General features: G+C 61.6%; 17 protein-coding genes. 9 read left to right on the top strand and 8 right to left on the bottom strand.

All coding sequences use genetic code 11. The features are described 5' to 3' along the window. Nucleotides 1–6: 6 nt before the first annotated feature. From ggt to L630_RS0109430, 3 genes are all read right to left on the bottom strand, one after another. Nucleotides 7–1,737 (bottom strand): gamma-glutamyltransferase, encoded by a 1,731-nt coding sequence (ggt, locus tag L630_RS0109420; protein ID WP_024848010.1) that lies wholly within the window; start codon nucleotides 1,735–1,737, stop codon nucleotides 7–9. A 78-nt stretch (nucleotides 1,738–1,815) separates the two neighbouring features. After that, a complete protein-coding gene (locus L630_RS0109425; RefSeq protein WP_024848011.1) occupies nucleotides 1,816–2,694 on the bottom strand; it encodes an amidohydrolase family protein in 879 nt (292 codons plus the stop codon). A 62-nt stretch (nucleotides 2,695–2,756) separates the two neighbouring features. Further along, entirely contained in the window at nucleotides 2,757–4,469 is a 1,713-nt protein-coding gene (locus L630_RS0109430) for a thiamine pyrophosphate-requiring protein (protein WP_024848012.1), read from the bottom strand. A gap of 116 nt (nucleotides 4,470–4,585) precedes the next feature. On the opposite strand from L630_RS0109430, the gene L630_RS0109435 reads away from it, so the two are divergent. The 9 genes from L630_RS0109435 to L630_RS23580 all read left to right on the top strand — a co-directional run bounded on the left by L630_RS0109435 (nucleotide 4,586) and on the right by L630_RS23580 (nucleotide 14,728). Further along, entirely contained in the window at nucleotides 4,586–5,047 is a 462-nt protein-coding gene (locus tag L630_RS0109435; protein WP_034329814.1) for a DUF3237 domain-containing protein, read from the top strand. Nucleotides 5,048–5,248: 201 nt separating this feature from the next. Continuing rightward, nucleotides 5,249–6,169 (top strand): methylenetetrahydrofolate reductase, encoded by a 921-nt coding sequence (locus L630_RS0109440; RefSeq protein ID WP_024848014.1) that lies wholly within the window; start codon nucleotides 5,249–5,251, stop codon nucleotides 6,167–6,169. Between the two features lie 481 nt (nucleotides 6,170–6,650). Beyond that, nucleotides 6,651–7,628, top strand: a complete 978-nt coding sequence (locus L630_RS0109445) for a VOC family protein (protein ID WP_024848015.1) — start codon at nucleotides 6,651–6,653, stop codon at nucleotides 7,626–7,628. 3 nt (nucleotides 7,629–7,631) lie between these two features. Beyond that, nucleotides 7,632–8,363, top strand: coding sequence for a PIG-L deacetylase family protein (locus L630_RS0109450; protein WP_024848016.1), 732 nt, complete (start codon nucleotides 7,632–7,634; stop codon nucleotides 8,361–8,363). Then, nucleotides 8,363–9,037, top strand: a complete 675-nt coding sequence (gene ligK / locus L630_RS0109455) for a 4-carboxy-4-hydroxy-2-oxoadipate aldolase/oxaloacetate decarboxylase (protein ID WP_024848017.1) — start codon at nucleotides 8,363–8,365, stop codon at nucleotides 9,035–9,037. Before L630_RS0109450 ends, ligK begins: the two co-directional genes overlap by 1 nt. Further along, nucleotides 9,030–10,109, top strand: a complete 1,080-nt coding sequence (locus tag L630_RS0109460; RefSeq protein WP_198019541.1) for a 4-oxalomesaconate tautomerase — start codon at nucleotides 9,030–9,032, stop codon at nucleotides 10,107–10,109. The genes ligK and L630_RS0109460 overlap by 8 nt, the downstream gene beginning before the upstream one ends. Before the next feature lie 34 nt (nucleotides 10,110–10,143). Next, on the top strand, nucleotides 10,144–11,358 hold the full coding sequence (locus L630_RS0109465; RefSeq protein WP_024848019.1) for a LysR family transcriptional regulator: 1,215 nt from the start codon (nucleotides 10,144–10,146) through the stop codon (nucleotides 11,356–11,358). 180 nt (nucleotides 11,359–11,538) lie between these two features. Further along, on the top strand, nucleotides 11,539–13,374 hold the full coding sequence (gene ilvD / locus L630_RS0109470; protein WP_024848020.1) for a dihydroxy-acid dehydratase: 1,836 nt from the start codon (nucleotides 11,539–11,541) through the stop codon (nucleotides 13,372–13,374). Between the two features lie 157 nt (nucleotides 13,375–13,531). After that, nucleotides 13,532–14,728, top strand: a complete 1,197-nt coding sequence (locus L630_RS23580) for a hybrid nucleoside-diphosphate sugar epimerase/sugar transferase (protein ID WP_024848021.1) — start codon at nucleotides 13,532–13,534, stop codon at nucleotides 14,726–14,728. A 316-nt stretch (nucleotides 14,729–15,044) separates the two neighbouring features. On the opposite strand, the gene L630_RS0109485 is transcribed toward L630_RS23580, so the two are convergent. From L630_RS0109485 to L630_RS0109505, 5 genes are all read right to left on the bottom strand, one after another. Next, nucleotides 15,045–15,650, bottom strand: coding sequence for a hypothetical protein (locus L630_RS0109485; RefSeq protein ID WP_144708992.1), 606 nt, complete (start codon nucleotides 15,648–15,650; stop codon nucleotides 15,045–15,047). A gap of 28 nt (nucleotides 15,651–15,678) precedes the next feature. After that, complete coding sequence (locus L630_RS22440) at nucleotides 15,679–16,755, bottom strand: DUF262 domain-containing protein (protein ID WP_024848023.1); 1,077 nt, start codon at nucleotides 16,753–16,755, stop codon at nucleotides 15,679–15,681. Between the two features lie 114 nt (nucleotides 16,756–16,869). Continuing rightward, on the bottom strand, nucleotides 16,870–18,072 hold the full coding sequence (locus L630_RS0109495; protein ID WP_024848024.1) for a GIY-YIG nuclease family protein: 1,203 nt from the start codon (nucleotides 18,070–18,072) through the stop codon (nucleotides 16,870–16,872). Then, nucleotides 18,065–20,125, bottom strand: a complete 2,061-nt coding sequence (locus tag L630_RS0109500; protein ID WP_024848025.1) for a DEAD/DEAH box helicase — start codon at nucleotides 20,123–20,125, stop codon at nucleotides 18,065–18,067. The genes L630_RS0109495 and L630_RS0109500 overlap by 8 nt, the downstream gene beginning before the upstream one ends. An 85-nt stretch (nucleotides 20,126–20,210) precedes the next feature. After that, the gene (locus L630_RS0109505; RefSeq protein WP_024848026.1) at nucleotides 20,211–20,615 is read right to left on the bottom strand and encodes a hypothetical protein; all 405 of its coding nucleotides are present in this window, start codon (nucleotides 20,613–20,615) and stop codon (nucleotides 20,211–20,213) included. Between the last annotated feature and the right edge of the window lie 7 nt (nucleotides 20,616–20,622).

Raw genomic sequence — 20,622 nt, forward strand, 5'->3', positions numbered from 1 at the left:
ATATCCTCAGTCTCCCATCACCACGCCTTCGCGGCGCTTGTCGGCGGCGCCGATCAGCCCGTTATCGCTGATTTGGATGACGTGCAGCCCGGAATTGAGGTTGGTGATCGCCACCTCGTGGCCCAAGGCGGTGAGCCCTGCTGCCAGTTCCTCGGCGCCATCGCCTTCCTCGACGCTGGTGCGGCCGTTGAGGTTGGTGACGTGGCGAAGGTCGATCGCCTCCTGTGGGTCCACGCCCCAGTCGAGGATCGCAACCAGCGACAGCGCGGTGTAGTTGATGATCGCCGCGCCGCCGGGGCTCCCCGTTAGCAGCACCGGCTTACCATCGCGCAGCACGATCGTCGGCGACATGGAAGAACGCGGGCGCTTGCCCGGCTCGACGCGGTTGGCGACTGGCGCGCCATCGGCTTCTGGAACGAAGGCGAAGTCTGTCAGCTCGTTGTTCAATAGGAAGCCGCGCGCCATGACGCGATTGCCGAAGCCGCTCTCGATCGTCGTGGTCGCCGAAAGCATATTGCCGTCCTTGTCGACGATGACGAAGTGCGAGGTGCCCTTGCGCGGGCGCTCGCTGTCAGGCGTCAGCTTGTCATCGCCGAGGCCCGGCGGAGTGCCAGCCTGGGCGACACCCCTCGATTTCGACAGATCGATCAGCTTCGCCCGCTCGGCGAGATAGTCCTGATCAAGCAGGCCTTCCGGAACGTCGACGAAATCTCCGTCCGCCATGTAGAGGCCGCGGTCCGCGAAGGCGAGGCGGGAGGCCTCAGCGAAGAGATGGCGGAACTCGATGCCGTCCTCCAATAAAGCGATGTCAAAGTGCGAAAGGATGCCGAGCATCTGGCCGACGGTGAGGGCACCTGAGCTCGGCGGGCCCATGCCGCAGACTTCGTATTCGCGATAGGGCGCACAGACGGGCTCGCGCTTTACCACCTTGTAGCTGGCAAAATCTTCCTCCGACAGGATGCTCGGATTGATGTTCGTCCTCAGCGCCGCAAGGACGTCGCGAGCAATTTCGCCGGTGTAGAAGGGCGGTGCGCCTTCCCGGGCAAAGATTTCCAGGGTCTCGGCATAGGCCGGGTTCTTCAGCGTGTCGCCCTCGGCGATAGGCCTGCCGCCGGGAAGAAAATACTCGGAAGTGGTAACGAAGGTGTCGAGGCCTTTGGCCTCTGCTACTGCCGCAGCGAGGCGCTGGCTCACGGTGAAACCGTTCCGGGCGGTTTCAATTGCGGGCTGTATGAGCGCTGCCCAATCCATGCTGCCGTGTTCGCGGTGGAAGGTTTCGAGCAGCATCGGCGTGCCGGGCACGCCGGCCGAGCGGCCACCCACCACCGCAGCCTGGAACTCCATCGGCGTCCCGTCAGGGTTCATCCAGTATTTGTCGTCGGCGGCCTTCGGCGCCGTTTCGCGGGCATCGTAGGTGATGATCTCGTTCGTCCCGGCGTCGCGGTAGACGAAGAAGGCGCCGCCGCCGAGGCCTGAGCTCTGCGGTTCGACGAGCCCCAGCATGGTCTGAACCGCAACTGCCGCATCAGCGGCCGTACCGCCGGCGGCAAGGACCTCATAGCCCGCCTGCGTTGCCAGCGGATGGGCCGTCGCGATCATGAAGTCGCTGGCTTTGACCGATGTGCGCTCGGCGACCGCCGTCGTGTTTTCAGGCTGCGGCCGGTCCTGTGCGACGGCAACTGAGACACCGAAGGCGAAGCCCAGCGCGACGCAGATCCGAATTGTGAGGCAGTTCATGGCGCATCCTCCTGCCGCCCGCATTGCCGGAAAGCAGGAGGAGTATGGCGCGGATGGCTGGCTTGTGCCAGCCGCCGGTTACTTCAGCTTCAAGAGCTTCGCGGCGTTCTCCTTGAGAACGAGCGGGCGGACGTCCTCGCGGATGTCGAGCTTCTCGAAGTCGGACAGCCAGCGGTCCGGCGTGATCGCCGGCCAGTCAGAACCGAACAGCATCTTATGCTTGAGGATGGTGTTGGTGTACTGAACGAGGATCGGCGGAAAATACTTCGGCGACCAGCCGGAGAGGTCGATATAGACGTTCGGCTTGTGGGTTGCGACCGACAGCGCCTCTTCCTGCCACGGGAACGAAGGGTGGGCGAGGATGATCGGCATGTCCGGGAAATCGACCGCGACGTCGTCGAGATACATCGGGTTCGAGAACTTCAGGCGCATGCCCATGCCGCCGCGCATGCCGTTGCCGACGCCGGTCTGGCCGGTGTGGAACAGGGCGATGCAGTTCTCCTCGGCGATCGCCTCGTAGAGCGTATAGGCCGAACGGTCGTTCGGATAAAAGCCCTGCATCGTCGGGTGGAACTTGAAGCCCTTGATGCCGAAGTCGCGGATCAGACGGCGTGCCTCACGCGCGCCGACCTTGCCCTTGGCCGGGTCGATCGAAGCGAACGGGATCAGGATGTCGCTGTTCTCTGCGGCGAGTTCGGCGATCTCCTCATTGTTGTAGCGGCGGAAGCCCGTCTCGCGCTCGGCGTCGACGGCGAAGATTACCGCACCGATCTTGCGCTCACGGTAATAGGCGGCCGTCTCCGGGATCGTCGGCAGCATGCCCTTGGTGCCGGCCGGATTGCGGAAGTACTTCGCCATCGCAGCCTGGAATTCGTCATAGCCGTCGTCGCGCGGGCCGCAGCAGGGCTCCTCGGCATGGGTGTGGAAGTCAATGGCGACGAGGTCGTCCAGGTTCATGTCGGGCTCCTCCCGGGGTTATGCATGGGGTCTCGTTGTATACAGCCGTCGAGGCGTGTCAACTAACCGATGGCGATTTCGACGAGCGCCATGGTGCGCTTCTCTTCGATATGGCGGATTGCCTGCCGGAGCGTCTCGGTGAGCTTGTCCGGCTGGTCGACACGTACGGCCCAGGCGCGGCTCGCTTCTGCCACCTTCGTGAAGTTGGGGCTCGGCTGCAGCGAGGTCAGCGGCATCTGGTTGGCCTTGGCGGCGTAGCCATTCGGGTAGAGGCCGAGCACCGAATAGCGTACCGCAGCCCACTCGCTGTTGTTGAGGACGACCACGAGCACCGGCAGCTCCATTGCTTCGGCAATCTGATGGCAGGCAACCGGGTTTGCGAACATGTACGAGCCGTCGCCCATCGTCGCGACGATCAGCTTCGAGCGGTCGGCAAGCTGCATGCCGAGCGCGGTGGGGAACGACCAGCCAAGCCCGCCGGCATGCGGCTCCTGATGCCAGGAATTGTGGCGGTTGAGCACCAGTGGATCGAGGGGTGCACCGAGCTCGGAAAGCACCGTCGCATCCTTGCCGGCGATCGCATCCGACAGGCACTTGGATACATAGGCCTTGGTCATCGGATAGCTCGGCGCGGCCGCCTTGGCGATCTTCGCGCGAATGTCCCTGACGCGATTGGCGATCAAATCCTTGCGCCGCATGCGCGCGTTCACATGGCGGCTCAGATAAGGACGCATCGCCTCCTCGAGCTGGATCAGCCCGTCAGCCGTCGCGCAGCCGATCGAGACATCCGAGCGGAAGGTGCGCACGGGCGTGCGTGTGAACAGCGGGTCGGGACCGAGGTGGATGACCTTCGCATCCTGCGGCGGATGGTGGATGTCCGGCGACCAGGGCGCCAGGCTGTCGATAACCAGGATGACGTCGGCTTCCTCGATCCACGGGAGCGGATCGGAGCCGACACTGCAAGGATGTTCGCTCGCGATCGCAGTCGCCACCGCCCACCACTGGCAGACCGGGATCGCCCATTCCTCTGCCAGTCTGGCGAGCGCGGCGAAGCCCGCATCGCTGCCTGCGCCGCGCTGGGCGATGATGAGCGGCGAGCGCGCACCGGCGAGCAGCCTGGCTGCCGCGGCAATGTCGGCGGGCGAGGGGGCGACCTCCGTCGGCTGCACCGTCGGAGGTTCTTCCAGTCCTTCGGCCGGCGTCGATTCACACAGCACTTCTCGTGGGAGGCTGAGATAGACCGGCCCCTTAGGCAGGGAGTTGGCGATGGCGTGGGCGCGATCAAGCAGCGATGCAACCTGCTCCGGGAACTTCAGTTCGTAGTCCCACTTGCACGCCTCGCGCACCAGCGCCGTCTGGTCACGCATCTCCTGACCCCAGCCGATTGGTACTGTACGCGCGCCAAAGCGGCCGCCTTCCATGACCGGCGTGCGCCCCGACATCATCAGCACCGGCACCTGGTCGACTGCAGCGTTGAGCGCGCCGATCGAACCGTTGGCGAGGCCGACATTGGTGTGCAGGATGACCGCCTGTGCCTTGCCGGTGGCAAAATAGTAGCCGTGCGCCATGCCCATCGCCGCATGCTCGTGCGGGATCACGATGGCTTCGGGAAGGTCGAGGTCCTTGGCCGCAGCCTCGGCGAGGCCTTCGATAATTGGCGGGAAGTCCGTGCCGGAATTGCAGAAGACGTAGTCGACGCCGAGCGCCTTCAGTCGGGTGAAAAGCGCCGCTCCCGCTGTCATTTGCGACAGCCCCTTTGCGCGATCCTGAAGCATGGTACCTCCTCTACCTGGCCTCGCCGGTATCAAACAGGTTTGGCCCCAGCGCGCAAGACTTGCATACAATTCGCTGGGCAACTAGCGTTCGCGAGAATTTTTGGAGGAGGAACGACATGCTGGAACAACCGCGCCTCGTGCATTTCTGCGACATCGTCGCTCAGCTCGCCGCGCCGATGGAGCTTGGCGACGGGCGAGGGGGCAGGCGGCGGATCATTCCGATCATCGGCGGCACCGTTACGGGTGAGCGAATCCGCGGCAGGATTCTCAATCTCGGTGCTGACTGGCAGACCGTCTTTGCCGACGGCAGCGCGGAGCTCGATACGCGATATTCCATGGAAACCGAGGACGGGGCGCTGATCGACATCCGCAATTTCGGCTACCGGCACGGCCCGGCTGACGTCCTGGCAGCGGTGGGGCGGGGCGAGAATGTCGATCCGAGCCTGTATTACATGCGCACGCACCCGCGCTTCGAAACCGGCGATGACCGCTATCGCTGGATCAACACCTGCATCTTCGTCGGCACCGGTGCGCGCGAGGCGTCGAGCGTCCGCATTTCCGTCTTCGAAGTGCTCTAGGAATGACAATCCAGGCGATGCGGGTTCTGCAGCAACGACACGCAATGTCGTCTTTCAAGCGGGTCCCGTGCCGCAAAAGCTGGCAAATCGAGTGCAAGCAGGTATCGCCTCCCGTACATCGGACACGACGTCGAAATGCGGTTGCGGCCGGATTGATACCTATTGTATACAGGTCGCATTCAACAGACTGCGGAGGAAGCTGTGTCGTTGCTCAATATGTTCAAGCGGTCGGAAGGTGGCGACACCGCCCCCAGCGCCGAGGTTGCAGGTTTCCTGTCGGGCTACTCGATCGAGGTGATGCCGCGCACCGCGGCCAAGATCGAGGACTTCCGTGCGATCCTCCCGGCCGGTACGCGCGTCTATATCGCTCATATTGACGGCACCCCGATTGAGGAAATGGTCGAGACGGCGAAGCGCATCACCGAGGAAGGCTTCCCGGTCATGCCGCACTTCCCCGCTCGCATCATCAAGGACCGCGACACGCTCGAGGACTGGATCAAGCGTTATGTTGATGCCGCCGGCATCAACCAGGCGCTGCTCCTTGGCGGCGGCGTCACGACCCCGCATGGCGACTACGACAATTCCATGCAGCTGATGGAGACCGGTCTGTTCGACAAGTACGGCTTCAAGCGCCTGCATGTCGCCGGCCACCCGGAGGGTAACAAGGACATCGACCCGAACGGCGGTTCAGCCAATGTCGATGCTGCCGTGAAGTGGAAGCAGGAGTTCTCCAAGCGCACTGACGCGGAAATGGCGATCGCGACCCAGTTCGCGTTTGAGGCGGAACCGGTAATCGAGTGGGCCGAGCGCCTGCAGGCGATGGGCGTGACGCTGCCGATCCACATCGGCATTGCCGGCCCGACCAAGCTGCAGACGCTGATTAAGTTCGCCGTGTCGTGCGGTGTTGGCCCGTCGCTGCGCGTCCTGCAGCGCCGTGCGATGGACCTCACCAAGCTGATGGTTCCGTTCGAGCCGACCGAGATTCTCAGCGATCTCGCTGCGTACAAGGCGAAGAACCCGAACAGCCTGATCTCGCAGGTCCACGTCTTCCCGCTGGGCGGCATCAAGACCAGCGCCGAGTGGTGCAATCAGCAGACCGGGGCGGCTGTCGCCGCTGCCTGATTGGCTCAACGGCGTCCGGACATGCTCCGGACCGCGGAATGAATATGGTAAGGCCGTTCTCCGAAGCCGGAGGGCGGCCTTTCGTTTTTGCAGCGGTACGCAATGGGATTTATGGCCTGCAGCTGGTGTTCGGCTGTGGGTTGTCTCCTGAATGCTGCCACCGGACTATCGTTCGGGGGTGCTTGCTCCGAGTAGGGCGGAAACGCTTCCGATCCGACGCAACCCTTTGTTTCACAATGAGAATGACCGTCTCACCGGCGCAGAGTGTCGGCCATGAGCGCGGACATAAAAGACCTACCGTTATCCTCCGATCGCGGGGACGATAACGTAATCGCAGCTTCACCCACAGGCGCCTTGAGTCCTCGGTTAGGTATGGTCTGTAGCCAAAACTTATGTGGAGGGTTCGCCTTTCGATTGGCTCTCGCGGCGTGGAGGGGCTAGGTCAGGAACAAACAATCAAGTTCGTGGAGGAGAATGCCGTATGAGCGGTTCCGAGCCCTGCTATGACATCGCGCATCTGGCGCATGTCGAAGTCCTGACTGACAAGTTCGAAGAGAGCCTGGACTTCTTTACCCGCGTCTATGGCCTGAAGCTGTCGGGGCAGGACGAGAACAGCGCATACCTGCGCGCCTGGGACGACTACGAGTTCCACTCGATGAAGTTGACCCGGTCGCATACGACCGGCATCGGGCATGTATCCTACCGTTGCTCTTCGCAGGCTGCGCTTGAGCGCCGCGTCAAGGCGATCGAGGCTTCCAAGTACAAGGTCATCGGCTGGATCGACGGCGACATCGGCCACGGCGGCAACAAGGCGTTCCGATTCGAGGATCCGTTCGGCCACGTCTTCGAGATCTACTACGATACCCGTCGCTACGTGCCGGACGAGGCCGACAAGCCGGCGCTGAAGAACAACGCAAGCCGCTTCCATGCTCAGGGCGTCTCGCCGCGCCGTATCGATCACGTCAACCTGCTCGGTGAGGACGTGAAGGAATTCCGCGCGTTCATGGAAACCTGCCTGGGCTCGCGTGTGACCGAGTACATCCAGCTCGACAACGGCCGTCTGGGTGGCGTCTGGTTCTCCTGCAACAACAAGACCTACGACACCGTCTGCTCGGAAGAGCGCGGTGGTGGCGATGGCCGCCTGCATCACGTCACCTACGCGACCGACCAGCGCGAGGACATCCTGCGCGCGGCTGACATCTTCCTCGAGAACGGCGTCCACATCGAAACCGGCCCGCACAAGCATGCGATCCAGGGTTCGTTCTTCCTCTACGTCTGGGAGCCCGCCGGCAACCGCATCGAGCTCGCCAATGCAGGCGCGCGCCTGATCCTCGCTCCCGACTGGGAGCCGGTCGCCTGGACCGAGGCTGAGCGCAAGAAGGGCCAAGCCTGGGGCCTCAAGACCATCGAAACTTTCCACACGCACGGCACCCCGCCGGTCAAGAAGAAGGAGGCTTAAGCCTTGTCGAAGAAAACCGCCCTCATCATTTCCGCACATTCCGCCGACTTCGTGTGGCGCTGCGGCGGCGCGATCGCGTTGCATGCGGCCAAGGGCTACGACGTTACCGTGGTCTGCCTCTCCTTCGGCGAGCGCGGCGAGAGCGCCAAGCTCTGGAAGCAGCCGGGCATGACCCTCGATAAGGTCAAGTCGGAGCGTCGCCGGGAAGCCGAGAATGCCGCCAAGGCGCTGGACGTCCATGACATCCAGTTCTTCGACCTCGGCGACTACCCGCTCGAGATGACCCGCGAGGCCAAGGATCGCCTGGTCGACGTCATGCGCGCGGTGCAGCCGTCCTTCATGATGACCCACTCCAAGTACGATCCGTACAACACGGACCACATGTACGTGTCGCAGTGGACGCTCGAGTGCCGCGCTATCGCGCAGGCCTGGGGCCACAATCCGGGCCAGAAGATCCTCGGCGCGCCGCAGGTCTATCTCTTCGAACCGCACCAGACCGAGCAGATGGAGTGGAAGCCGGACGTCTTCCTCGACATCACCGACGTCTGGGACAAGAAGTGGGCCGCCATCCAGTGCATGGAAGGTCAGGAACACCTTTGGCACTACTACAAGAATGTCGCGGAGAACCGCGCCAACCACTTCACCCGCAACTCCGGCGGCCAGGCCGGCGGGCGCCCGGCAAAGTATGCCGAGGGCTTCCAGTCGATCTACCCGCGCACCGTGGATGAACTCTGATGTCTGGCGTCGTCGTTCAGAACATCGAGCGCGCAGACCAGTCGGTCATTGACCGGCTGGCGGCGTGCGGCGTCGCAACCGTGCACGAGGCGCAGGGCCGCAAGGGCCTGCTCGCCAGCTACATGCGCCCGATCTATCGCGGCGCGCGGCTGGCTGCCTCGGCTGTCACCATCTCGGCGCCTCCCGGCGACAACTGGATGGTGCACGTCGCCATCGAGCAGCTGAAGACCGGCGACATCCTCGTGCTCGCGCCGACCAGCTCTTGCGAGGACGGCTATTTCGGCGACCTGCTTGCGACCTCCGCCCAGGCGCGTGGCTGCAAGGGCCTCATCATCGACGCTGGCGTGCGTGACGTTGCCGACCTAACCGAGATGAAGTTCCCGGTCTGGTCGAAGGCGATCTTCGCGCAGGGTACCGTTAAGGAGACGCTTGGCTCGGTCAACGTGCCCGTCGTATGCGCCGGCGCCTACATCCGTCCCGGCGATGTGATCGTCGCCGATGACGATGGCGTCTGCGTTGTCGCGCGCGAGGAAGCCGAAGCCGTGGCCGCCAAGGCCGAGGCACGCGTCGCCAACGAGGAAGAGAAGCGCAAGCGTCTTGCCGCCGGCGAGCTCGGGCTCGACATCTACAAGATGCGCGAACGTCTGGCTGAGAAGGGCCTGAAGTATGTCTGAGACACCTTCACGCGATGAGGACCAGGGCATCCGCTGCATGTGGATGCGTGGCGGAACGTCCAAGGGCGGCTACTTCCTGGCGGAAGACCTGCCGCAGGACACGGCTGCGCGCGACGCCTTTCTTCTTCGCGTGATGGGCTCGCCGGACGCGCGCCAGATCGACGGGATGGGCGGGGCTGACCCGCTCACCTCGAAGGTCGCGGTCGTGCGCAGGTCCGAGCGCGAGGACGTCGATGTCGACTACCTGTTCCTGCAGGTGTTCGTCGATCGCCCGATCGTCACCGACGCGCAGAACTGCGGCAACATTCTTGCCGGTGTCGGCCCGTTCGCCATTGAGCGCGGGCTGGTCGAGGCGAAGGATGGCACGACCAACGTGCGCATCTTCATGGAGAACACCGGCCAGATCGCTGTGGCGTCCGTGCCGACGCCGGGCGGCCGCGTCACCTATCGCGGTGAGGCTCGCATCGACGGCGTGCCGGGAACGGCCGCAGCGGTGCCGATCGAGTTCAAGGACACCGCAGGATCGTCATGCGGAGTGCTGCTGCCCACTGGCAACGCGGTCGATGTCATCGACGGCATCGAGGTGACGATGATCGACAACGGCATGCCCTGCGTCGTCATGCGTGCCTCCGACCTCGGCGTTACCGGCTACGAGACGCCGGCTGAGCTGGAAGCCAACGCGGAGCTCAGGGCCAAGCTCGAGGCGATCCGCCTCAAGGCCGGTCCGATGATGAACCTTGGCGATGTTGCCGAGAAGTCGGTGCCGAAGATGACCTTGGTTGCTCCGGCCCGCGAAGGCGGCGCGATCTCGACGCGCACCTTCATTCCGCACCGCTGCCACGATGCGATTGGCGTGCTGGGTGCTGTCTCCGTCGCCAGTGCGTGCTTGCTGCCGGGCACCCCGGCGGCGTCGCTGGCGAATGTCGGTTCGGGTCGCACCCGTACGTTGGCCATCGAGCATCCGACCGGCGAAATGAGCGTCGTTGCGACGCTCGACGAGGCTGGCGAAGTGCAATCGGCAGCCATCCTGCGCACGGCGAGAAAGCTCTTTGACGGCGTTGTTTACGGCTGATCGCCAAGATCGTGACGTTGCGGTAGATAGGGGTATGCTCGCATATCCCAATCTCCGCCACATCCGACTTTTTGCCTTCGCCGTTGAGACCGGTTCGCTGTCCAAGGCCGCCGAGGCGGTGCGCGTTTCGCAGCCCGCCGCCTCGCAGGCGATCTCGCGGCTGGAGGAGCATTTCGGCGGCCACCTGTTCGAGCGTCGCGGCAGCGGTGTCTTCCTGACTGAGCGCGGCAAGGTCGTCGCCGTGCGCGCTAGCCGCATCATCGAACTTCTGCGCTCGGCCAATGCCAGGCTCGCAAAGCAGTCCCGCATCGGCCGCGGGCTGGCGCAGGACCTGCTTGAGACCCACGCAACAATTGCCCATTTGCGCGCGCTTGCAGGTTTTGCGCGCGCGGGCAGCTTTTCAGCTGCTGCCCGCGTGCTCGGCCAGGCCGAGCCGTCGGTACAGCGCGCCGCGCGCGAACTCGAGCGCATCGGCGGTGTGCCCCTGTTTGACGGGCGTCAGCAATCCGTGCGTCTCACCTCCGCCGGGCAGATGATCGCCTCCAGTGCCGGCCTCGTCCTGCGCGAGCTTGAAAGCGCGCTCGAAGAAGTCCGCGAGCTCGACGGCAGCTTCGACGGCCGTGTCGTCGTCGGTACCCTGCCGCTAGTGCGCACTTCGATCATTCCGGAGGCGGTGGCACATTGCAGCGCGTCGCGACCGGGCGCGTCGATCGAGATCCTCGACGGTTCCTACGAGGCGCTGCTGCACAGCCTGACAATCGGTGACATCGATATGCTGGTGGGCGCGTTGCGCGACGACAAGTCGAAGCGCGGCATCACGCAGGAGGCGTTATTCGTCGACGGGCTGTCGATCGTTGCGCGTGCCGACCATCCGCTGACTAAGCTGGAGAAGGTTACCTACGAGGACCTTGCCGGTTATCCATGGGCGCTGCCTCGTCGCAACACGCCGACCCGCGCCATCTTTGATGCCATCGCTGCGGAGCACGGGTTCGAGCCGCAGCCGGGGCAGGGGATTGTCGAGACCGGTTCGCTTGTGGCGCTGCGCGGCATTCTAGTGCGCTCAGATCGGCTCACCATCCTGTCGCGCCATCAGATCAAGTACGAGGAGGAGGCGGGGCTCTTGAGCGTTCTGCCCATCGACCTTCCCGACACCGAGCGCCCCATCGGCATTGCCACCCGCACCGGCTGGAAGCCTACGGCGCTGCAGGCGGAATTCATCGCCGCGCTGCGGGCGGCTGCCGTTGCGTGACGATCGGCCGCGCCGGCCGCGCCATCAGGTAGACAAAGGCTCTGGATTGACTGATTGTGTCAAATTGGCCCGAGAGATGACGGATAGGGCTGGACATTCTTGTCTTCAAGCCGCATCGAACTCATTTACACGCGATGTTTTGCGCATAAGTGCAGACTGAACTCTAACCCTGGAATTGACATGCCTCCTTATCGCTCCCGCACATCCACACACGGCCGCAACATGGCCGGCGCGCGCGGCCTCTGGCGCGCCACCGGCATGAAGGATGGAGACTTCGGGAAGCCGATTATTGCGGTCGTAAACTCGTTCACCCAGTTCGTGCCGGGTCACGTGCACCTGAAGGACCTCGGCCAGCTCGTCGCGCGCGAGATCGAGGCTGCGGGCGGCGTGGCGAAGGAATTCAACACCATCGCCGTCGACGACGGCATCGCGATGGGCCATGACGGCATGCTCTACTCGCTGCCGTCGCGCGAGATCATCGCCGACTCCGTCGAGTACATGGTCAACGCGCACTGCGCCGACGCGATGGTCTGCATCTCGAACTGCGACAAGATCACGCCCGGCATGCTGAATGCGGCGATGCGCCTCAACATTCCGGTGGTCTTCGTTTCCGGCGGCCCGATGGAAGCCGGCAAGGTCAATGTCCGCGACAAGATCAAGGCCGTCGACCTGATCGACGCGATGGTTGTGGCGGCCGATGACGCCTACACCGACGCAGAGGTGAAGGAATACGAGCAGAACGCCTGCCCGACCTGCGGCTCGTGCTCGGGCATGTTCACCGCCAACTCGATGAACTGCCTCACCGAGGCGCTTGGCCTGTCGCTGCCGGGCAACGGCTCGACGCTGGCGACCCACGCCGACCGCAAGCGCCTGTTCGTCGAGGCCGGCCACCTGATCGTGGACCTGTGCCAGCGCTACTACGAACAGGGCGACGAGAGCGTGCTGCCGCGCTCGATTGCCACCAAGCAGGCATTCGAGAACGCGATGGCGCTCGACATCGCCATGGGCGGCTCGACCAACACGGTGCTGCACATCCTGGCCGCGGCCTATGAGGGCGGCGTCGACTTCACCATGGACGACATCGACCGGCTGTCGCGCAAGGTGCCGGTGCTCTGCAAGGTCGCTCCGGCCGTCGCCGACATCCACATGGAAGACGTGCATCGCGCCGGCGGCATCATGTCGATCCTCGGCCAGCTCGACCGCGCCAACCTTCTCAACCGCGACTGCCCGACCGTCCATTCCTCGACCCTGGGCGACGCAATCGACCGCTGGGACATTTCGCGTACCAATTCGGAAAGCGTGCGCAACTTCTACATGGCGGCTCCCGGCGGCGTGCGCACCACTGAAGCCTTCTCGACCGAAAACCGCTGGAAGGAACTCGACCTCGATCGTCAGTCGGGTGTCATCCGGTCCGCCGACAGCGCCTATTCGAAGGACGGCGGTCTTGCCGTGCTCAAGGGCAACATCGCCCTCGATGGCTGCGTGGTGAAGACGGCAGGCGTTGACGAGTCGATCCTCGTCTTCTCTGGTCCGGCCGTCGTCTACGAGAGCCAGGACGCTGCCGTGAAGGGCATTCTCAGCAACGAGGTCAAGGCGGGCGACGTGGTGGTGATCCGCTACGAAGGTCCGAAGGGCGGCCCCGGCATGCAGGAAATGCTCTACCCCACCAGCTACCTGAAGTCGAAGGGCCTCGGAAAGTCCTGCGCGCTGCTGACCGACGGCCGCTTCTCCGGCGGCACCTCGGGCCTGTCGATCGGCCATGCCTCGCCGGAAGCGGCGCAGGGCGGCGCGATCGGCCTCGTGCGCAATGGCGACATCATCGACATCAACATTCCGGAGCGCACCATCAACCTGCGCGTCTCCGAAGAGGAGCTGGCCGTCCGCCGCGCCGAGCAGGACAAGCTTGGCTGGAAGCCCGCGGCACCGCGCAAGCGCAACGTGACCACCGCGCTCAAGGCCTACGCAGCCTTCGCCGCCAGCGCCGACAAGGGTGCGGTGCGCGTCCTGCCGGAATAAGCGGAAACGCCTGAACATGATGACGCCGCGTCCTTCCGGGGGCGCGGCGTTTTCTTTTGGTGAGGTGCCGGTGCATTGCGTCCAGCCGCGGCCATCGGCTAGGTAGCCAGTACAAGCAGCACAGACTGACGAGCCGCATCGGGAGCCGGTTACACGCATGAAAATCGCTGTCACGGGTGCCACCGGATTTGTCGGCCGCGGCCTGGTGCCCCTCCTAGCCCGGCGCGCGGAGCTGCTGCTCGTTGGCCGCGAGCCCGCAAGGGTCGCCGCGCTGTTTCCGGGCATTGCTGCCTGCTCCTATGACGAGATCGCTACCCGCGCGGCCGGCTACGACCTGCTGATCCACCTCGCTACCATCAACAGCGATGCTGTGGCCGACGAGACTACGTTCGAGTGTGTGAATGTCGGCCTGCTGCTCGAAACCGCCGAGGCGGCGCGCAAGGCGGGCGTGGAGCGGTTCGTGAACATTTCCTCCTTCCACGCGCTCGATGCGGGCAACCAGAGCCTTTACGCGCGCAGCAAGCGCAAGGGCGCTGCCCGGCTTGCGCAACTCGAAGGGATCGAGACGCTGACGGTCTATCTCCCCATCGTGCATGCCGATGGCTGGCGCGGCAGGATGGCGTTCATGAACCGGCTGCCGAAGCTGGTTCAGCGGCCGCTCGCCGTCCTTCTCGGTGCGCTCAAGCCGACGGTCGAGGTGACGACGCTCGCGGCCTTCCTGCTCGACCGCGCCGCGACGCACGAGGATCGCGAGGTCGCGATCTCGGAAGGCCAGGAGCGCAATCCGGTCTACAATTTCGTCCGCCGGGCGGTGGATCTTGCCTTCGCGCTCGTCGTCATCGTCTTCTTCTGGTGGGCGCTGCTGATGATCTGGCTCGCAGTGAAGCTGCAGTCGCCGGGTCCCGGCATCTTCGCGCAGCGGCGAATCGGCCGTAACGGCGCCGAGTTCACCTGCTACAAGTTCCGTACCATGCGGCTCGGCACCAAACAGGCCGCGACCAACGAGGTGTCGGCGAGCGCCGTGACGAAGCTCGGCCATTTCCTGCGCCGCACCAAGCTCGACGAGCTGCCGCAGGTCGTCAACATTTTGCGCAACGAGATCAGCCTGATCGGCCCGCGGCCGTGCCTGCCGGTGCAGCGCGACCTGATTGAGGAGCGGCGCAAGCGCGGCGTCCTGCGCCTGAAGCCTGGAATCAGCGGGCTTTCACAGGTCAACGGCATCGACATGAGCGAACCTGTTCGCCTTGCCCGACACGACGCCCGCTACGCGGCGATGCAGTCGCTGCGGCTCGACCTCAAAATCGCGCTTGCCACCGTGCTCGGCAGGGGCGGCGGAGACAGGGTGGGGGGGTAGTTCCCGCATACGATTCGAGGTTCGATATCGTCAGCTCTGGCCGACTGTGGATTTTGCGCGTGAGGCTGTGCCACCGCGCAGCGCGATCGTTTGGTTGCCTGCCGCAGGTGGCCGGAAAGAGTATGATTTTCAAGGAGAAACTGGTGCTGCGAGAGAGGATTGAAGACCGTCTCCGCACCTGCACGAGCCTTGAAATGCAAGGGTTTCAGCAAACTGGCCGAGGCTGTGTGTACCTGTGATGTGACCCGGCAATATCGCGTCTAAACGACAGCGTCAACGCTTCATCAGTGCCTAGGGATCAGGGGGGATGCGGAAATCACTGAGTCGCAAGATCAGAAACGAGCTCCATCTCATCAATCCATGATCGCCAGAGGTAGTCTTTAGTCGTTGGAACTATCCAACGCATCGTGTCGGACGGATGCTTGAAAGCTGTGTGCAGATATCGAACACGGGCGGCTCGCACCTTTGCGATATTTTCGCCGTTAATGTGGGCGCTCGCGTTTCGACAAATTTGCAGATCTTTAATGGACGTGACGCCACCAAATCCCGAAAGTAGTGTCTGTTGATTGCTCGGACCTAGGCCAGTAACGATAAGGTTTAGCTTATTGACATCACCCCAAGTGGGCTCGCTGTAACGACCACTAATCGGTTTGATGGTAGTGACATTCCGTTGCTGGGCCAACTGCTTGGCGATATAAGCAATCTCTGCTTCTGTTCTCGCAGCATATGCCTGAGAACTAACCACAATGCCGGTGGTGGTAGTGGCACCCTGGACCGCACCAATGACCACGTCTCTGCAGAACTCACACCAAGCTTGCCATAGTGACGATAACAAGCCCTCCTGCAGGGCGAACCGATCGACATATCGGCTTACTGAGGGCGTCAGAATATGGCGCTCGAACGCCCTGTCGAGTGTATTCAAGCGAACCAGCAGTTTCTGTCGGACCACACTAAAAGAGATTGGCATATTCCTGGTCTGGAACTTGGACTCCAATCGCCCTCAGCACGGACATCGTTCGCGCATACCTTCGCGGCGCGCGGTTCACCGCAGCCTCGCATCCCCATACATAACGATGATACGCACCGTCCTTTTCTCTAGCCTCATGCGCCTGGGCGAGGGTGAGCAGATTGTTCATTGCTTCAGGCCCGTTGACAATGAACTGGCCTACAGGACCCACGCCCGTTTCTTCCTGTACGGCGGCGATTCCGAAACGCGCGTGAATAAGTGCGGTGACCAGGGAGTGTAGCGCATAGGGCTTCATCATATGCGTGCCTCGCAACTCCCCAAGTTCCTCGATGATGAATTGGAAGGTCTGATGGAGGCGGGTGGCATAGTCCTGCAGGTGGGGGAACTCGGCATCATAAACCCGATAGAGCTTGTTCAGATCGGCTGCGCTTGTGCTTACGATTCCCCTTTCCATAGACAGGATACATTCAGAGATGAGTTCGGCGTCAGCCATTCTGACGATCTGCCTCTGCGTGAAGACACCGAACTCGATGAAAAACTCACCCAGCGCATCCGTGGTCGAATTGACGAACCACTTAAACTTTCCTTGGAATGAAGAGTGCCTCTTCTCTGCTTCGTTGAGCGGGAGTGTATAGGCGTTCATACGCCTGAACATCTGGAGGATCTCAGCGCGCTTTGCACTTCTGATGACATCAACGCTTACAGGATACGAGACGAATTTAATCTGGTCTTCTTCGTCAAGATCATCGTATTTTTTCCCGGCAAACCTAGACTCGCCCTTGATGGCAAATTCGTTTCTGTAGAATCGCTGAATTGTTGTTATTCGTTGCTGGCCATCGACTATCTCCTTACGCATACGACGGTTCCTAGGATCTATGAACTCGTACATGTATATCTTAGGAAAAGGATAACCTTCCAAGATTGTATCGATGAAATAACTCGAGGGGCCATCCGGCCAAAGACCAGACCCCCGCTGGTATTCCCGATTAACAATCAGTTCTTTGCGGTCGAGCATCTCTATTATCTCGATCACGCTATAGTTGCTCGTGTTTATCTGCATTGAAGCATTCTCTCAAGAGTGGCGATCGGTGTTGACTATCAGCAAATACGTGCTGTTCAATATTCTTCGAGCAAGCTCCCGTAGTGCACCGACGCCTGAAGCCCTCAGTTTACCCTATCGCCCAGGACGTCCATCGGTTATTATTTTCAGACAGGCTGAGTGTGGGTCGTACTTGTACGATGCTATAGATCCATCTCTGATCTTTTCCACTGCGTCGTCGATCACCCTCAACGGCACCAAGAACCATTCCCGTGGCCTGACCGGATTGCCAAAACGATCATGGATCGTAAGGTCAATCTGAGCAGCCGCGAAAACGCGATGAAGAACGTTCTCCAAGCGGGCTCGATTGATATTGAACAGTTTGTAGGTTGCGACGATTTCCACATCCGCCAGCAGATAGGTGGCGTCCAGCGCAGCGTTGGCGATCCGCTTCTCGACCTTGCCGCCGGTCACGCCAATCTTATGGATCAGTTGTCTGTGTTGTGCGATGTCCGGATGATCAGACTTGCTGCGCAGCACATAGATCGTCCCACTCTCTAGATCGTCCTCGCCGGCCACCTGACCGAAAAGCGGCCCCGCCGAAGGCTCTGTGATGCGCCGGCCAGCCTCGTCGCGATGCAGCGCCCGTTGAAGGGAGCGCAGCAGGACGTCACTCTCCGTCCCATTATCGTAGATGACGCGAAGGCGACTGTCTCGGCGATCGTATTCGGTCATGAACTCGTCGCCCACTTCTGCGACATAGGCGATCTGTCCGCCGACGATGAAGAATTCGCCTTTCTTGATTTCTGCCATCTTCTGGAAGCGTCGGGTCTGTCGCACTCCGGAATCGAGATCCTTCTTCACCTGCTCTAGGAGCGGGCTGAACCGCTCGAAATCCTTACAAACTGTACGGTTTGCGATCTCCTCCGCAGCACGAACTTCCTCCCGCGGCTTCACATGTTTGAGTTGAGTTATTGCAGCCGCATCGGCTCCCTCGAGCCCCAACTCTGCCAGTAGTGCATGGTCGTCTGCATCCTCAGCAAGGCGCCCTTGAGTTAGTTCGGATGTGCTGAGCAGGCCAAAACGGTCGAATTCAGCTAGCAATTCGCGGCACTCAGGCTGCTCGCGGAGGCGGTCTAAACGAACGGCATATGATCGCTCGAAGATGTCACGCTGAGCCCCATGCTGGGGAGAGCGACCGTGCTCTTCCACGAACTTCAGGATATCCTCGAATCCAGCGATAATGCGTTCTTCTCTCGCGGTCCGCGCAGCCGCCTTTTTCGTTTCTATCGAGACGCCTAGGGCTTCGAGCAGTTCCCTGTCTTCATTCTCATGCATTGGAAGCCGCAACATTTCTCTGGAGGAAGGCCACGCCTTCGGCCATACGTTTTTCCCATGCATCCGGCGAGGTGATCTCCGGAAGGCGCCCGCGCTCGTGCTTGAATTTCAACGCACGCCTAGCGAGATCTCGCGCTTCCTCGATTGTCATGCTGATCCGCTTTCCTGCGATGACGGCGGCCACCTGCTTCAGGGTCTGTTCGCTCATCGATTTGGCAAGGATCGCGTAGGCTGCCTCGAATGGGTTGATCCGGTCAATCATGTCAATGTCGAGATTGCGTATGTCCATTGCGTATTTGCGCACCCCCTCAATGAGTGCGGACCCGCCCTTGTTCTCGTTGCCTTCGCCCATCTCACCTGCGATCTGCTTCGCCTTCTGGGTCATGTTCAGGGCGGCGATGGCGTGTTGCCGCACAGCCTCCTGGTCCGTTTCGCTGAGTTCCGGATATCGTTCCTTCACAATTTTACCCATGCGAATCTGCGTCAGTTCCTCCGGAACGGTTTCATCATCGAACATGCCGCGCTCCAGCGCCGACTTGTCCTGCACGAACGCGGTGATCACCTCGGTTAGATCTTCTTGACAGATACGCTTCGCTTCGTTGCTCTCGGGTGTGACAAGACCGTTTATTTCCATGTGGATCTGGCCTGTCTGGGCGTTGAAGCCGACGTTGTTTCCCTGTGGGTTATACCCACTTTCGCCATAGTCAAATCCTTCGCGCTCGCCGCTGTTCTTTGGCGTGAAGTCGAAGCGCGGTGCAAGTACCTGCTCCATAAGCAGGCTCGCGGCGATGGCCTTCAGCGTGTCGTTCACGGCGTCGACAACGACGTCTTCGCTCGCGTCAGGCTCAGCGATCAGATTGGTAAAGCTCGCGATGGACTTGCCGGGCGCATCCCGGGTGGCTCGGCCGATGATCTGGATGATCTCGGTGAGGCTGCTACGATAACCGACGGTGAGGGCGTGTTCACACCATATCCAATCGAAACCTTCTTTAGCCATCCCCAAGGCGATGATGATGTCGACGTGATCGCGATTATTGCGCTGCGCGGGATCCTTAAGGGCTGTAACTACCTTGTCTCGCTTTGCTGGGTCGTCCTCGACAAGATCGGCGACTCTGATCATCTTTCCGTCCGGCAAGCGCACGAGATGGAAACCTGTGACCGGGTCTTCGCCCTCCCAGGATCCTAGCGCGTCCAAGATCTCATTAACTTCTCGCACCTTGTCCTTAGTGCTTTCGCGGGAGTTAACATTCGGGATGTGAACGATCGTCTTCTTTGACGGGTCCAGCACCTTCATGATCGCGTCGAGATAGCGGCCGGAGTAGAAGAAGTAGCCGATGTTGAGCGACTTCAGATGCTCGTAGCCGTTGAGCTGCTCATAATAGGTATAGGTGACGGTGGAGAACTTCGCCTCGTCCGAGGGCGCCAACACGGCCTCCGCATCTCCTCGGAAGTAGGATCCCGTCATAGCGACGATGTGAACCTTGTCGCGCGCAATGAACTCCGCGAGCTGGGAACCAAGTCGATTATCTGGATTGGCACTGACGTGATGGAACTCATCGACGGCGACGAGGCAGTTGTCGAAGGCATCGACGCCTAGTTCATCGACCGCAAACCGGAACGTAGCGTGAGTGCAAACAAGCACCTGATCGTCGCTAGCTAGGAATTGGCCAACGGCTTTCACTTTGGATTTCGCCACACTGGGGGTGTCTACACCGGGCGCATTGCACAAGTTCCACTGCGGCTTCACACTCCAGTCCCAATGAAAGCCAAACTGTGATAGCGGCTCGTCGGCAAAGCTACCGCCGATCGACCGCTCTGGCACCACGATGATGGCCTTCCGAACGCCCTGATTGTGCAGCTTGTCGAGCGCGATGAACATCAACGCCCGGCTCTTGCCCGAGGCCGGCGGCGACTTGATCAGCAGGTACTGCTCGCCGCGGTGCTCGAACGCCCGTTCCTGCATCGGCCGCATGCCGAGCTCGTTGGCCTTGGTTGACGCGCCTGTCTGGGCAGTTCGCAGCGAAACGGAAGGAATAGGAGTCGTGGTCGTCATCTCAGACTAACACCCCCACGATTTCTGAACTACTTGACTGTGCAGGTTTTGAAGGATCATAGCGCACTAAACTTCTCCCACGGCGTCAGATCCGGTAAGGTTCGAGGAGTTCACTGGCCCAAGTCGGAAGGCTGGGCCACGAATAGTTGCCGCGTTCTACCCAAGAGACCGTTTGACCGATCCGCCCCCGTTCTTCCACAGCGGACAATACAATGTCATGAGGATATACAAAGCACGTTTCTCCCAAGATGAACGCGACATGCAGCTCGCGCCCCCGATATTTCTGGTCGAGCGTGAACCGTCCCTTCAGTTGGACACGCAAGACGTTCGTTCCATTTACATGAACGGCTAGGAAATCCGCGCCCTGCCAGTCGTCGTTCAGGCGCAGGCAATTGTACCCATAGTCCGCCAGTCGTCCCGCTACCTTCTGAAAGTTGTAGTTCTCTTTCTGTCGAGAATTCAGGCTCTCATATCTGATGCGTTCGAACATTTCTCGC

It is taken from the genome of Aminobacter sp. J41 (assembly GCF_000526635.1).
In the GTDB taxonomy this organism is placed as follows: domain Bacteria; phylum Pseudomonadota; class Alphaproteobacteria; order Rhizobiales; family Rhizobiaceae; genus Aerobium.